The organism is Janthinobacterium glycogeni (assembly GCF_051380725.1).
In the GTDB taxonomy this organism is placed as follows: Bacteria; Pseudomonadota; Gammaproteobacteria; order Burkholderiales; family Burkholderiaceae_D; genus Janthinobacterium.
This window is the reverse complement of record NZ_JBNYXP010000001.1, coordinates 992,659-1,006,365: the sequence shown is the minus strand read 5'-3', so window position 1 is coordinate 1,006,365 and position 13,707 is coordinate 992,659. Positions and strand designations below refer to the sequence as shown.

Below are 13,707 nucleotides of genomic sequence, written 5' to 3'. Positions count from 1 at the left end.
GATTCTTATCCGATCTTTTTAGCGCCGGCAGCACGGCCAGCTTCGCTGGTCGACATGGCGCCGGAGATCAGTACCGAGTGAACGTCGGCGCTGAACGAGCGTACGTCTTCCATTGCGGTTTTGTTACGACGCACCAGCCAGTTGTAACCCAGAACGGCAGGAACGGCGACCAGCAGACCGAAAGCGGTCATGATCAGTGCTTCACCAACTGGACCTGCCACTTTGTCGATCGATGCGTTACCGGTCATGCCGATGTTGGTCAGCGCGCCATAAATACCCCAAACGGTACCGAACAGACCGATAAACGGTGCGGTCGAACCAACGGTTGCCAGGAACGACAGGCCATCTTGCAGACGCGACTGGACTTTGTCCGAAGCGCGCTGGATCGACATCGTCACCCAGGTCGACAGGTCGATTTGTTCCAGCAGGGCGCCGTCATGGTGAGCCGTTGCCTTGGTGCCCGATTCAGCGATGAAGCGGAATGGCGAGCCTTCGGTCAGCGTTGCCGAACCAGCAGCGATCGAAGGGGCTTTCCAGAATTTGGCAGCGGTTTCTTTGGCTTGCTTGAAGATCTTCATTTGATCCATCAGCTTGGTGATGATGATGTACCAGCTGCCGATCGACATGATGGCCAGGATGATCAGGGTGGCGCGTGGCACGAAGCCGCCGTCCCACACTGCTTGCAGGCCGAACGGGTTGTGGACTTCTTCGGTTTTGGCTGGAGCTGCTGCGTCAGCGGCTGGAGCTGCTGCGTCTGCTGCTGGAGCGGCTGCGTCAGCAGCTGGTGCTGGTGCTGCTGCAGCGTCTGCCGCTGGAGCCGAAGCGGCAGCCGATGCTGGCGCGTCAGCGAATGCCGGAGCTGCTACCAGGGCGGTAGTAGCGGTAACGGACAACAGAACCGCGGCAAAAAATGCGGACAAACGGGTATTCTTAAACATGCTTCCTCCAAAATTAAAAATAACAGATCGCTGAACGTAATGACAACGAAATCATAGTGTGAGACAGGGGATAACTGCCTCGGGTTTTAATCCAGCGACCAAACGTATTGCATTTGCTGCCAGCCTTGTTCCGGCTTGCCGTCAACTGTTGCCGGCTTAAATGTACAGCGGCTAATACCTTGCACTGCGGCTTTGTCCAGGTCTCTGAAGCCGCTGGACTTCACGATCTTCGAATCAGCGACCTTGCCGTCTACACCGATCAGGAAGGACAGTGTCACCACACCGGTTTCCTCATTGCGCTGCGACGACTTTGGATAAGCCGGCTTTTCGCAGACACTGAAGTCAACCACGGCCGGCGTACGCACCGATTTGGCTGGTCCAGGAGCTGGCGCAGGCTGTGCAGGCGGTGCTGGCGGCGCCAATACATTCGTGGCTGGCTTCACGGCAGTCGTATTTGCAATCACGTTCTGCTGTGGTGGCGGCTGCTGCACGTTCACCTCGACTGGCGGAATGAATGGCGGCGGTGGCGCTTTCATTTCTGGCGGCGGTGGTGGCGGTGGAAGATCCTTCGGTGGAGGCGGTTTGACTTCCTCGATAATCTTGGTTTCAACCGGTTCCATCATTTTGGTGACCAACCGCTTGCCCAAGCCCGTCACGATCCCGTAAGCCGCGAGAACGTGCAGCAGGACAACGATAGTGATGCCTGTGTAGTTCTTGGGACTTTTCTCGTTCGAAAAATTCATGCCTGCTTTCTCCAAATACCATCTCTTGTCTTGCAACTGAACCCCAAAATGACGACACAAAGCTCCAGCCGTATCCGGGACGTCGCCGAATTATACATACGAATTCTTTATTTTACACAGATTTTTAACGCCTAAAACCGGTTAAATTTTTGGCGCTTTTGCGCCCTGAAAACGTACTTGCTTATGTCATCTTTGCACGCTTTCGGACATAAAAAAAGGCGGTCTTATCGGTTTTTTACAGCGGTTTTGGGCGACCACTGCTAAGTTCTCCGATGTGCCCATCTGGCGGAATTATATTTCGTGATATTCAATATGGAAACCGCTAAATTTGGAGAAAAATCTTTCCTTTTGGAAATGTTTTGGCTCGGAACCAGACCACTTAGCGGCGCGCGCGCACCAAACGGGTGCGGAAGGGACTTTATCCAGGTCAAAAAAGGCGGTGCTGGCGGCCGTTTGACGCCGCCAGGCCATACGGAATTCCTATGTAGGCATAGGAAACGCTTATATTCTTGCCATTGATTATTATCAATAAATCATTTCATGGCCGGACGACAGCGTCGTCGCGCCGGTTGCGTTTTTCCCGGCGGCAATTCAGAGTACCCAGGACGACGCCCTGCGGGTCGACCGTATCGAGGTGGACATCGAAGCCCCACAGCCGCGCCACGTGCTTGAGCACCTCGGCCGCCTGCTGGTTCAGCGGGCGGCGCTGGAACTGCGTGTGGCGCAAGGTCAATGCGCGGTCGTCGCGCGTATTGACGGACCAGACCTGGATGTTGGGCTCGCGGTTGCCCAGGTTGTACTGTTCGGCCAGCTGCTGGCGCACGTAGCGGTAGCCGGCATCGTCGTGGATGGCGGAAATGGCCAGCTTTTCATTCTTGTCGTCGTCGAGCACGGCAAAGAAATGGAATTCGCGGATCAGCCGCGGCGACAAATACTGGGCGATGAAGCTTTCATCCTTGAAATTGCGCATGGCAAAGTCCAGGCTCTTGCGCCAGTCGCTGCCGGCCATGTCGGGGAACCAGGCGCGGTCTTCGTCTGTCGGGTGCTCGCAGATGCGGCGGATGTCGCTCATCATGGCAAAACCCAGCGCATACGGGTTGATGCCGCTGTAATACGGGCTGTCGATGGGCGGCTGGTAGACCACGTTGGTATGGCTTTTCAAAAATTCCATCATGAAGCCGTCGCCCACCACGCCTTCATCGTAGAGCTGGTTCAATATCGTGTAGTGCCAGAAGGTGGCCCAGCCTTCGTTCATGACCTGGGTTTGCCGCTGCGGATAGAAATATTGGGAAATCTTGCGCACGATGCGTACCATCTCGCGCTGCCACGGTTCCAGCAGCGGCGCGTACTTCTCTATAAAGTACAGCAGGTTTTCCTCGGGTTCGGGCGGAAAGCGGGGCGCGGCCTTGCGCTGGTCGTCCTCGTCTTCGTCCTCGTCGCGCCGGGGCAGGGTGCGCCACAGCTGGTTGATCTGCGACTGTACATAGGCTTCGCGCTCTTTCTGGCGCGCATATTCCTTCGCCATCGACAGTTTCGCCGGGCGCTTGTAGCGGTCCACGCCATAGTTCTGGATGGCGTGGCACGAGTCGAGCAGCAATTCCACGGCATCGACGCCATGGCGCTGCTCGCATTCGGCGATGTAATTCTTGGCAAACACCATATAGTCGATGATGGCGTCCGCGTCCGTCCAGGCGCGGAACAGGTAATTGCCTTTAAAGAAGGAGTTATGGCCGTAGGCCGCATGCGCGATCACCAGCGACTGCATGGTCAGGCTGTTTTCCTCCATTAAATAGGCGATGCACGGATTCGAGTTGATGACGATCTCGTAGGCCAGGCCCATCTGGCCCCGCTTGTAGCTTTTCTCGGTCGATAAAAAATGCTTGCCGAACGACCAATGGTTGTAGGAGACGGGCATGCCGACCGAGGTGTAGGCATCCATCATCTGTTCGGCCGTAATGATTTCCAGCTGGTTCGGATAGGTGTCGAGGCCAAACTGTTTCGCTACGCGGCGGATTTCCTCGTGGATTTGCTCGATCAGCTCGAACGTCCATTCCGACTGCTCGGGCAGGGCGTTCGGGTGGCGCAGGCGCACGAACGGTTCGCCCGGAGTATTGCTGGCGCGGTCAAAGGCTGCACTCATTATTTCACCTGTTTCTTGAACAGTTCGCGGAAGACCGGGTAGATATCGGCCGGCGTGACGATCTTTTGCATGGCGAAATGGGCGTGGTGGTCGAGCACGCCCGCATATTGCTCCCACAGGTTTTGCTGCGGGCCGTCGGTGATCTCGACATAGGTGTAGTACTGCACCTTGGGCATGATGGTGTTGATCAGCAACTGGCGGCACAGCACGGAATCGTTGTCCCAGTTGTCGCCGTCGGACGCCTGCGCCACATAGCTGTTCCATTGGCCGGCGCCATAGCGTTCGTCGATGATGGTGTTGAGCAAGTGCAGCGCGGACGACACGACGGTGCCGCCGGACTCGCGCGAATTGAAGAATTCATGCTCGTCCACCTCGGCGGCCGCCGTATGGTGGCGGATGAAGACCACCTCGATCTTGTCGTAGACGCGCTTGAGGAACAGATATAACAGGATGAAGAAGCGCTTGGCCGTGTCCTTGCGCGATTCGTCCATGGAGCCGGACACGTCCATGATGCAGAACATGACGGCTTGCGTCATCGGCTTGGGCACCTTGATGCGGTTGCTGTAGCGCAAGTCAAACGGGTCGATGAAGGGAATCGCCAGCAGGCGCGTGTGCAGGTGGTGGATCAGACGGCGCAGTTCCGTGACCAGCGGGTCGCTGTCGGGCGCGCCTTCGTGCAGCAGGGCCGCCAGGTCTTCCTCGGCCTGCGCCAGCTGCTTGCGGGCGCCGCCGCCGACGGCGATGCGCCGGCCCAGCGCGCCGCGCAGGGAGCGCAGCACGTGGATGTTCGAGGGCGTGCCCGACATATTGTAGCCGGCGCGCTGGTTCTTGAATTCCGTGGTGGCCGTCAGCTGGGTTTTCACCATGTGCGGCAATTCCAGGTCCTCGAAGAAATAATTCATGAATTCTTCGCGCGACAATTCGAAGATGAAGTCGTCTTCCGTCGTCTCGTCGCTATTGCCCGCCTTGCCCCGCCCGCCGCCACCGCCGCCTTTCGGCCGGGCGATCTGGTCGCCTTTCAGGTATTCCTTGTTGCCGGGATTGACCACTTCCCATACGCCGCCATGCGCGTGGCCAAACGACGGTTCGCCCACGTCCTTGACGGGGATGCTGACCTTCTCGCCATTCTCGACGTCCGTGATCGAGCGCCCCTTGATGGCGCGCCCCACGGCATCCTTGATCTGGCCCTTGTAACGCCGCAGGAAACGCTCGCGGTTGACGGCGGATTTATTCTTGCTTTGCAAGCGCCTGTCGATAAGGTATGTCAAAGGGTGCCTCCTTGCTTCTCGTCTTGCGCGCCCCGCCGCTCGTCAGGCCGGAGCGCGCCTCCGCTGTCCGCGCTATGACGACTTGCGTACCCGCAAGTACCATTCGCATAACAGGCGTACCTGCTTGGCCGTATAGCCTTTTTCCACCATGCGTGCCACGAAGTCGGCGTGCTTGTTGGCATCGTCGGCGCTGGCCTTGGCATTGAAGGAAATCACGGGCAGCAATTCCTCCGTATTCGAAAACATTTTCTTTTCAATCACCGTGCGGAACTTTTCATAACTGGTCCAGGCGGGATTCTTGCCGCCGTTCGAGGCCCGCGCGCGCAGCCCGAAGTTGACGATTTCATTGCGGAAATCCTTCGGATTGGAAATACCCGCCGGCTTCTCGATCTTTTCCAGCTCATTGTTCAGCGATTCGCGGTCAAAGCTTTCGCCCGTGTCCGGATCGCGGTATTCCTGGTCCTGTATCCAGAAATCGGCGAACGTCACATAACGGTCGAAAATATTCTGCCCGTATTCCGAATAGCTTTCCAGGTATGCCGTCTGGATCTCCTTGCCGATGAATTCCACGTAGCGCTGCGCCAGGTGCTCTTTAATATAGGAAAAGTAGCGCTGCTCGAGTTCCGGCGCGAACTGCTCGCGCTCGACCTGCTGTTCCAGTACATATAATAAGTGCACGGGATTGGCGGCCACTTCGGAATTGTCAAAGTTGAACACTTTCGACAGGATCTTGAAGGCAAAGCGCGTGGACAAGCCGTTCATGCCCTCGTCCACGCCCGCGTAATCGACGTATTCGTGCATGGACTTGGCTTTCGGGTCCGTATCCTTGAGGTTTTCGCCATCGTAGACGAGCATCTTCGAGAAAATGCTCGAGTTTTCCGGGTCTTTCAGGCGCGACAGGATGGCGAACTGCGCCATCATGCGCAGGGTGCCGGGCGCGCACGGGGCCTTCACCAGCGAGGAATTGGCCACCAGCTTGTCGTAGATCTTGATTTCATCGGACACGCGCAGGCAGTACGGCACTTTGACGATATAGATACGGTCAAGAAAGGCCTCGTTGTTGCGGTTGTTTTTAAACGTCTTCCACTCCGACTCGTTCGAGTGGGCCAGGATGATGCCGTCGAACGGTATCGCGCCGAAGCCTTCCGTGCCCTTGTAGTTGCCTTCCTGCGTGGCCGTCAGCAGCGGATGCAGGACCTTGATCGGGGCCTTGAACATTTCCACGAATTCCATCAAGCCCTGGTTGGCCAGGCACAGGCCGCCCGAATAGCTGTAGGCGTCCGGGTCGTCCTGCGCATAGTCTTCCAGCTTGCGGATATCGACCTTGCCCACCAGCGAGGAAATATCCTGGTTGTTCTCGTCGCCCGGCTCCGTCTTCGAGATGGCGATCTGTTTCAGCACGGATGGATAGCGCTTGACGACGCGGAACTGGTTGATATCGCCATTGTATTCATGCAGGCGCTTGACGGCCCACGGGCTGGGGATGTTGCGCAGGTAGCGGCGCGGGATGCCGTAATCCTCTTCCAGGATGGTGCCGTCCTCTTGTTCGTTGAACAGGCCCAGCGGCGATTCGTTGACGGGCGAGCCTTTCAGGCAATAGAAGGGCACGTGTTCCATCAGCGACTTGAGTTTTTCCGCGATGGACGACTTGCCGCCGCCCACAGGCCCCAGCAAGTACAGGATCTGCTTGCGTTCTTCCAGGCCTTGCGCCGCGTGGCGGAAATACGAGACGACTTGCTCGATGACTTCCTCGGTGCCGTAGAACTCGCGGAAGGCGGGATAGATCTTGATCACCTTGTTGGCGAAGATGCGCGACAAGCGCGTGTCGTTGCGCGTGTCGACCAGTTGCGGTTCGCCGATGGCGGCCAGCATGCGTTCGGGCGCGCTGGCATACGTCAGCTTGTCCTTCTTGCACAGGGCCAGGTATTCGGTGAGCGACATTTCCTCTTCGCGGGTGCGCTCGTAGCGTGCTGCATAGTTATCAAAAATGGTCATGTCAATGTCCTTTAATGTAAACCTGAACTGCCAGTCACCATGGCCGCCCGCCTGGCACTCGCCTGGGCTTGCCGTCTGAACTTTTCCTGTACCTCGTACCGATTTTTATTGTTGTTTCAAGCCCGGCTGTCTTTGCGAGTCCGGATTGCCCGGACCAAAAAACTGGCGCTTGATGCCGTGTGCTGACGTGGCCAGCCGGCTTATTTTTCACTGTTGATAGCGCTTATTGCACCTACCTTTACCCCATGAAATTAATTATTGCTCTAAAGGATCAGGAAGTCAAAAGATATGTCAGCATATCCTTAATACTTGTTTGTAAATTGTTGATTTAATTGGATAAATCATCAAATTCTTCATCGATTCCAATGAACTTCTGTATACCTTTTAAATCATCATACGACAATTCGCCACAGCGTGCCGGTGCCGGCCATGGCGCTGCCGCAAGCGGCGCCACGGCGGCCGGGCGCCGGTGAGGCGGGCCATCTTGCGCTAAGATGCCTGCATGTCTGATGGCCCTGCGCGCCGCGTGCACGCGGGCCAGCATTTTTATCGTCACCCTATAAGGAACACCCATGATGAACTCCCAATTGCGCGCGATCGTCCGCGGCATGCCGAAGGCCGAGCTGCATATCCACATCGAAGGCTCGCTGGAACCAGAACTGATTTTCGCACTGGCCGAGCGCAATGGCGTGCCGCTGGGCTATGAATCGGTGGAACACTTGCGCAGCGCCTATGCTTTTACGGATTTACAGTCTTTTCTCGACATTTATTACGCCGGCGCAAGCGTGCTCTTGAAAGAGCAGGATTTCTATGACATGACGCAAGCCTACCTGCGCCGCGCCGAAGCCGATCACGTCTTGCACACGGAAATCTTCTTCGATCCGCAAACGCACACGGCGCGCGGCGTGCCCATCGCCGACGTGATCAACGGCATCCACCGCGCCTGCCAGGACAGCCCCGTCAGCGCGGCCCTGATCCTGTGCTTCCTGCGCCACCTGAGCGAGAAAGAGGCGTTCGAGACCCTGGAAGACGCCTTGCCGCACCGCGACAAATTCATCGGCATCGGCCTCGATTCCTCGGAAGTGGGCAACCCGCCCGAAAAATTCTCGCGCGTGTTTGCCCGTTGCCGCGAACTGGGCCTGCACCTGGTGGCCCACGCGGGCGAGGAAGGTCCGCCAGCCTACATCCGCACGGCGCTCGACGACTTGCAAGTCGAACGCATCGACCATGGCGTGCGCTGCCTGGAAGACGCGGAACTGACGGCCCGCCTGGCGCGCGAACAGATCGCGCTCACCGTCTGCCCGCTGTCGAACACCAAGCTGCGCGTGTTCGACCAGATGCATGACCATAACCTGGTGCAACTGCTCGACGCGGGCCTGCTGGTGACGGTGAACTCGGACGATCCCGCCTATTTCGGCGGCTACATGAACGACAATTTCGACGCCATCTTCGACGCGCTGCCACTGGGCCTGTCCCACGCGCAACGCCTGGCGCGCAACGGTTTCATCGCCGCCTTCCTGCCGCAGGCGCAGAAAGACGTTTTCCTCGCTACCGTCGACGCGTATTTCGCGCAGCACGCGGCCGCCCACGGCAGCGCGCAGTAACTCTATAAAGACCCGCCGCCCATGCTCCGCCTCTCCTTGAAAATGACCGGCCGCGACTGGCGCGCCGGGCAACTGCGTTTCCTGCTCGTCGCGCTGATCGTCGCCGTGGCGGCCCTGTCGGCCGTCGGCTTCTTCGTTGACCGCCTGCGCGCGGGCCTGAACCGCGATGCGCACCAGCTGCTGGGGGCCGACCTCGTCATCAGCGCCGACCAGCCCGTCACTGCGGCCTGGCGCGCCGAAGCGCAGAAGCGCGGTTTTATCCTGGCCGACACGGTGACGTTTCCCAGCATGGCGCAGGCGGGCGAAGGCGAGCGATCGCTGTCGCAACTGGCGTCCATCAAGGCCGTCTCGCCCGGCTACCCGCAGCGGGGCAAGCTGAAAATCACGACCAAACTGAGCGAAGCGCAGGATGCCGTGGGGCGGCCCACGGACCAGGTGCCGGCGCCCGGCACCGTGTGGGTCGATGCGGCGATCCTGTCCAGCCTGAACGCGAAGCTGGGCGACACCCTGACCCTGGGCGACAAGGCATTTACCGTCACGCAACTGATCGCCAGCGAGCCGGATCGCGGCGCCTCCTTCCTCAATTTCGCGCCGCGCGTGATGCTGCCCTTGGGCGACCTGGCCGCCACGGCGCTGGTGCAGAACGGCTCGCGCGTATCGTATCGCTTGCTGCTGTCGGCGCCGCCCGCCAAGGCGGCCGAGCTTGCGCAATATCAAGCCTGGCTGGAAAGCCAGATCAAGGCGCAGGCCATCAAGGGCGTGCGCATCGAGTCGCTGGAATCGGGCAGCCCGCAGATGCAATCGACCCTGGACCGCGCCGACCGTTTTCTGTCGCTCGTCGGCTTGCTGTCGGCCATGCTGGCGGCCGTCGCCGTGGCCATGGCGGCGCGCCGCTTCATGCTGCGGCACCTCGATGCCTGCGCCATGCTGCGCTGCCTGGGCCTGACGCAAAACCAGGTGACGGCCATGTACGTGATCGAATTTTTATTGGTGGGCCTGGTGGGCAGCCTGATCGGCGTGATGGTGGGCTTCGGCGGCCACCTGGTGCTGTTGGAGTTGCTGGGCAAACTCGTGCAGAGCGACTTGCCGCCCGTCTCCATGCTGCCCGCGCTGCAGGGCGTGGCCACCGGCATGCTGCTGTTGCTGGGCTTTGCCCTGCCGCCGATTTTGCAGTTGCGCAATGTTCCGCACAACCGTGTGATCCGCCGCGAGCAGGAGCCGCCGCAGGCGCTGGCCCTGGCGACCTACGGCCTGGGCATCGCCGCCTTCGTCGTGCTGCTGTTGTGGCAGGCGGGCGACGTGAAACTGGCCTTGCTGACGGCGGCCGGCTTCCTCGGCGGTTTCGCCCTGTTCGGCCTGGCCGGATGGCTGGGCATCCGCTCGCTGAAATCGCTGCGCGGCGCCTTCAACCACCAGGGCTGGCGCTTTGCCGTCACGTCATTGCAGCGCCGCCCGGGCGCTACCGTCATCCAGGTGGTGTCGCTGGCCCTGGGCCTGATGGCCTTGCTGCTGCTGACGGTGGTGCGCGGCGACCTGATGGTGGCTTGGCGCAACGCCACGCCGCCCGACGCGCCGAACCGCTTCATGATCAATATCCTGCCGGAACAGAAAGACCCGATCGCCGCGCGCCTGGCCCAGGCCGGCGTGGCCAATGCGCCTTTGTATCCGATGATACGGGGGCGCCTGGTGGCCGTGAACGGCAACGCGATCACGGAAAGCACGTACGAGGATGACCGCGCCAAGGGCCTGGCCGACCGCGAATTCAATCTGTCGACCATGGCCACGATGCAGGAAGAAAACAAGCTCGTCGCCGGCAAGTGGTTCAGCAATGCGCCGGGCGCACCTGCCGAAGCATCGGTGGAAGAGGGCATCGCCAAGACCTTGAAGCTGAAGCTGGGCGACAAGCTGCGCTTCGACATCGCCGGCCAGCCCGTCGAAGCGGCAATCACGAGTCTGCGCAAGCTGGAATGGGGTTCGATGCGCGTCAATTTCTTTGTCATCATCAACCCGGCCGCCATGGCGGACACGCCGCAGACGTGGATCACGGCCTTCCACCTGCCGCCCGCGCAGGCGGACCTGGGCAATGCCTTGCTGCGCGACTATCCGAACCTGACGGTGGTCGACGTGGGCGGCGTGCTCAAGCAAATTCAGGGCGTGCTGGACCAGGTGGTGACGGCCGTCGAATTCCTCTTTGCGTTTACACTGGCCTCGGGCTTGCTGGTGCTGTATGCGGCCTTGATGGGCTCGCAGGACGAGCGCACGCGCGAAGCGGGACTGCTGCGCGCCCTGGGTGCCACGCGGCGCCAGCTGGCGCAGGCGCAGCTGATCGAGTTTTCCCTCGTCGGCGCGCTGGCCGGCTTGCTGGCGGCATCGGGTGCGGCGGCCATGGGCTGGGCCCTGGCGACGTACCAGTTCAAGTTCGCCTGGAGCTTCGCGCCGGGCGTGTGGGCCTTTGGCTTGCTGGCCGGCGCCCTGTGCGCGATCGCCGGCGGCTGGCTGGGTTTGCGCAACGTGCTGAAACATCCGCCGCTACAGACCTTAAGGGAAGGCTAAACACTGACGCCGTCGCCCGCGCCCGCGCGTAGAAATTGCGCGTAGGACATCACCGGTTGTTCCAGCTGGTGCGCCGGCACGTCGAACAGGGCCCAGAAATAGGTCACGCCGCCCAGGCAGATGGTGGGCGCGGCGCAATAGCGGAACCAGTTTTCGCCGATCTGGCTGGAATACATGCCATCGCTGTCGGCGTCGGAAAAGTACGGGATCACGCGCATTTCCAGCAGGGCCAGCAGCAGGGATTCCGGTGCGTCGCTGTCGCGCGCCATTTCATATTGCGTGTGCAGGCTGCGCTCCGTCTCGATGATCATCAGCTTGGCGTGGCCGTCGCGCGTGAAGAACAGGATGCCGCTGGGATTGGGAAAGATATAAAACTCGACGAAGCCGTGGCGCTGGCACAGCTCGTGCACGACGGCGGCCAGCGCCTCGTCTTGCAGGAAACTGTAGTCGTGCAGCATCAGCAGATCGCGCACGGTTTCCGATTGTTGCAGGAAGAATTCGCGCTGCAGGGCAACGATTTCCTGTTCCAGGATGTCGAGCGCATCGTCGTCGCTCTTCTTGATGTAGCGGTCGATCAAGCCCCGGTTGAAGGCCGTCACGGCCACCTTTTCATCGGCCGCGCCCGTAAATAAAATCTTCTTGCACGGCAAGTCGCGCACGGCCTGGCAGAATTCCAGGCCATTCATCTGCGGCATCGAATAATCGACCACCAGCACGGAAGGCACGGCAAAGCGCTGCGCCTGGCCGCTGATGCGCCAGATGCGTTCGATGTCGAGCGCCACGTTGCACTGGTCGGGCGGCAGGTTTTGCGTGTCGAAATTGACGTGCAGCGGCGTCTCGCCCGGCTGCGTACTTTGGCGCAGCCAGTGCAGCGCGCTGCTCGTGTCGTGGAAAGTCTTGCGCGCCAGGCCGGGATCGAGCTGGAACGCCAGGCTTTTCAGGAAAGAATCGCTGTCGTCGATCAATACGGTCAGGGTCGGATGGGTGTAGACGGGCAGTTGCATGCGTCACCTCGCGCGGTGGATGGATGGAAAACGGTTGTGCGTAGGCACGGGCAGGGGCTGGGGGAATTCCAGCACGAAGATGGCGTAGGCGCCTTCGCGCGCGACGCAGCGGATGCGCGCCTGCCAGGCTTGCATGATTTGCCGGCACAGGGCCAGGCCGATGCCGCTGCCGTTATGCGAGGGATACGAATAGAAACGGTCGAAGATCAGCGGCAATCGGCTCGCGGCGATGCCGCAGCCCGTGTCGATGAACAGCAGGCGCGGCACGGGATGGGCGCCATCGATGATGATGCGCACTCTTCCCTTGCCGGCGCGGTGGATGCTTTTCAAGGCATTGCGCAGCAGGTTCAGCAGGATGACCACGCACAGCTCGGACTGGCCGGGAAACGTGAAATCGGCGCGCACGTCGACCTTGACGATGTCGCGCTGGGCCGTGCTGGTAAACGGGTAGCGGCGCAGCACGGCCGTCACGCTGTCGTGCATGGCCACCGCCTCGTTGGCTTCGAGCTTGCGGTTGACGGCGCTGGCGCTGAGCAGGAACAGATCGATCATGTGGTGCATATGGCGCACTTCGAACTGGATGCGCGCCAGCGCTTCCCGGCTGGCCTCGTCCGGCGGCTGCCCTTGCAGGTTTTGCCGCAGCCCGCGCTGCAGCCCGCGCACGTTTGCCTCGACGCTGACGAGAGGCGTGCGCAATTCGTGCGCCACGCTGCCCAGGCCGGCCGCCAGCCCGGCCAGTTTCTCCTGCGCACCCACGTTGCGGCCCACCTTGATGACGGACAACACGGCAATCGTGAACCAGTGCACGGGCAATTGCTGCAAGACGTCACGGCTGAGCAGGAAGGCGGGATCGCCGGCCACGGCAAACGCCAGGCACGCCAGCAGGGTGCCGCTCAGGTAGGTCAGCACGGCGATGCGCGTATCGAAGTGAAACAGCACGACCAGCGCCACCAGCAGTGAATGCATCCACAGCGTCGAGGCGTGGTTCATCAGGAACATATACGTAAAGAAAAACGGCAGTTCGAAGGTCAGCCCCAGGAACAGGTAGACGCTGAACCAGGTATTGCTGAAGCGGTCAGGCCATAGCGCGGGCAGGAACAGCAGGGCGGAGATGGTGCGCAGCAGCAGCGATTCGTATTCTTGCGGAAAGAAGTAATGCCACAGCGCGTAGTACATGGGCATGCCCAGCGCACCGATGAGCGCCAGGGTGCGCACCTGCGCACGCCGCACGGGCGTGTGTTCGATGGCGTCGTGGAAATGCAGGAAAGGCTGGAGCAGCTTGCCTTGCCACCGTTTTCCGGAAGGGGACCGCGCATGCATCATGATCAGGGGGGCGTGTTCGTTGAGGCGTATCAATGCAACATGATCGGCGGGTTCCCTCTGTATCAGCACAATATCGGCACAACTGTTGAGCTGTATCAAACTCTTGCCGGATGACTCGCGCATGTTGGACGCGGTAGTT

10 protein-coding genes are annotated in these 13,707 nt (G+C 60.3%); 2 read left to right on the top strand and 8 right to left on the bottom strand.

Going from position 1 to position 13,707, the window contains the following annotated elements; translation table 11 throughout:
- Positions 1–5: 5 nt before the first annotated feature.
- The 6 genes from ACQ4W4_RS04620 to ACQ4W4_RS04595 form a co-directional block, all read right to left on the bottom strand.
- Positions 6–938, bottom strand: coding sequence for a MotA/TolQ/ExbB proton channel family protein (locus ACQ4W4_RS04620; protein ID WP_166448878.1), 933 nt, complete (start codon positions 936–938; stop codon positions 6–8).
- 86 nt (positions 939–1,024) lie between these two features.
- Positions 1,025–1,681 (bottom strand): energy transducer TonB, encoded by a 657-nt coding sequence (locus tag ACQ4W4_RS04615; RefSeq protein ID WP_436540953.1) that lies wholly within the window; start codon positions 1,679–1,681, stop codon positions 1,025–1,027.
- 538 nt (positions 1,682–2,219) lie between these two features.
- Positions 2,220–3,821 carry a SpoVR family protein gene (locus ACQ4W4_RS04610; RefSeq protein ID WP_436540952.1) on the bottom strand — a complete coding sequence of 534 codons (1,602 nt, stop codon included), beginning with the start codon at positions 3,819–3,821 and terminating at the stop codon, positions 2,220–2,222.
- Positions 3,821–5,089, bottom strand: a complete 1,269-nt coding sequence (locus ACQ4W4_RS04605; RefSeq protein ID WP_436540951.1) for a YeaH/YhbH family protein — start codon at positions 5,087–5,089, stop codon at positions 3,821–3,823. The genes ACQ4W4_RS04610 and ACQ4W4_RS04605 overlap by 1 nt, the downstream gene beginning before the upstream one ends.
- A 72-nt stretch (positions 5,090–5,161) precedes the next feature.
- The gene (locus ACQ4W4_RS04600; RefSeq protein ID WP_436540950.1) at positions 5,162–7,084 is read right to left on the bottom strand and encodes a PrkA family serine protein kinase; all 1,923 of its coding nucleotides are present in this window, start codon (positions 7,082–7,084) and stop codon (positions 5,162–5,164) included.
- A 328-nt stretch (positions 7,085–7,412) separates the two neighbouring features.
- Complete coding sequence (locus ACQ4W4_RS04595) at positions 7,413–7,658, bottom strand: hypothetical protein (protein ID WP_436540949.1); 246 nt, start codon at positions 7,656–7,658, stop codon at positions 7,413–7,415.
- Here ACQ4W4_RS04595 and ACQ4W4_RS04590 point away from each other — a divergent pair.
- Together ACQ4W4_RS04590 and ACQ4W4_RS04585 are read left to right on the top strand one after the other, a co-directional pair.
- Complete coding sequence (locus ACQ4W4_RS04590; RefSeq protein ID WP_436540948.1) at positions 7,657–8,688, top strand: adenosine deaminase; 1,032 nt, start codon at positions 7,657–7,659, stop codon at positions 8,686–8,688. The genes ACQ4W4_RS04595 and ACQ4W4_RS04590 overlap by 2 nt on opposite strands.
- Positions 8,689–8,709: 21 nt before the next feature.
- The gene (locus ACQ4W4_RS04585) at positions 8,710–11,241 is read left to right on the top strand and encodes an ABC transporter permease (RefSeq protein ID WP_436540947.1); all 2,532 of its coding nucleotides are present in this window, start codon (positions 8,710–8,712) and stop codon (positions 11,239–11,241) included.
- Here the strand turns inward: ACQ4W4_RS04585 and ACQ4W4_RS04580 are convergent.
- On the bottom strand, positions 11,238–12,245 hold the full coding sequence (locus ACQ4W4_RS04580; protein ID WP_436540946.1) for a response regulator: 1,008 nt from the start codon (positions 12,243–12,245) through the stop codon (positions 11,238–11,240). The genes ACQ4W4_RS04585 and ACQ4W4_RS04580 overlap by 4 nt on opposite strands.
- Before the next feature lie 3 nt (positions 12,246–12,248).
- Positions 12,249–13,601, bottom strand: coding sequence for a sensor histidine kinase (locus tag ACQ4W4_RS04575; protein ID WP_436540945.1), 1,353 nt, complete (start codon positions 13,599–13,601; stop codon positions 12,249–12,251).
- Positions 13,602–13,707: the final 106 nt, after the last annotated feature.

Coding starts and splice junctions, on each gene's coding strand:
- ACQ4W4_RS04620 (WP_166448878.1), bottom strand. CDS start 938: ATGTTTAAGAATACCCGTTTGTCCGCATTTTTTGCCGCGGTTCTGTTG.
- ACQ4W4_RS04615 (WP_436540953.1), bottom strand. CDS start 1,681: ATGAATTTTTCGAACGAGAAAAGTCCCAAGAACTACACAGGCATCACT.
- ACQ4W4_RS04610 (WP_436540952.1), bottom strand. CDS start 3,821: ATGAGTGCAGCCTTTGACCGCGCCAGCAATACTCCGGGCGAACCGTTC.
- ACQ4W4_RS04600 (WP_436540950.1), bottom strand. CDS start 7,084: ATGACCATTTTTGATAACTATGCAGCACGCTACGAGCGCACCCGCGAA.
- ACQ4W4_RS04590 (WP_436540948.1), top strand. CDS start 7,657: ATGATGAACTCCCAATTGCGCGCGATCGTCCGCGGCATGCCGAAGGCC.
- ACQ4W4_RS04595 (WP_436540949.1), bottom strand. CDS start 7,658: ATGGGTGTTCCTTATAGGGTGACGATAAAAATGCTGGCCCGCGTGCAC.
- ACQ4W4_RS04585 (WP_436540947.1), top strand. CDS start 8,710: ATGCTCCGCCTCTCCTTGAAAATGACCGGCCGCGACTGGCGCGCCGGG.
- ACQ4W4_RS04580 (WP_436540946.1), bottom strand. CDS start 12,245: ATGCAACTGCCCGTCTACACCCATCCGACCCTGACCGTATTGATCGAC.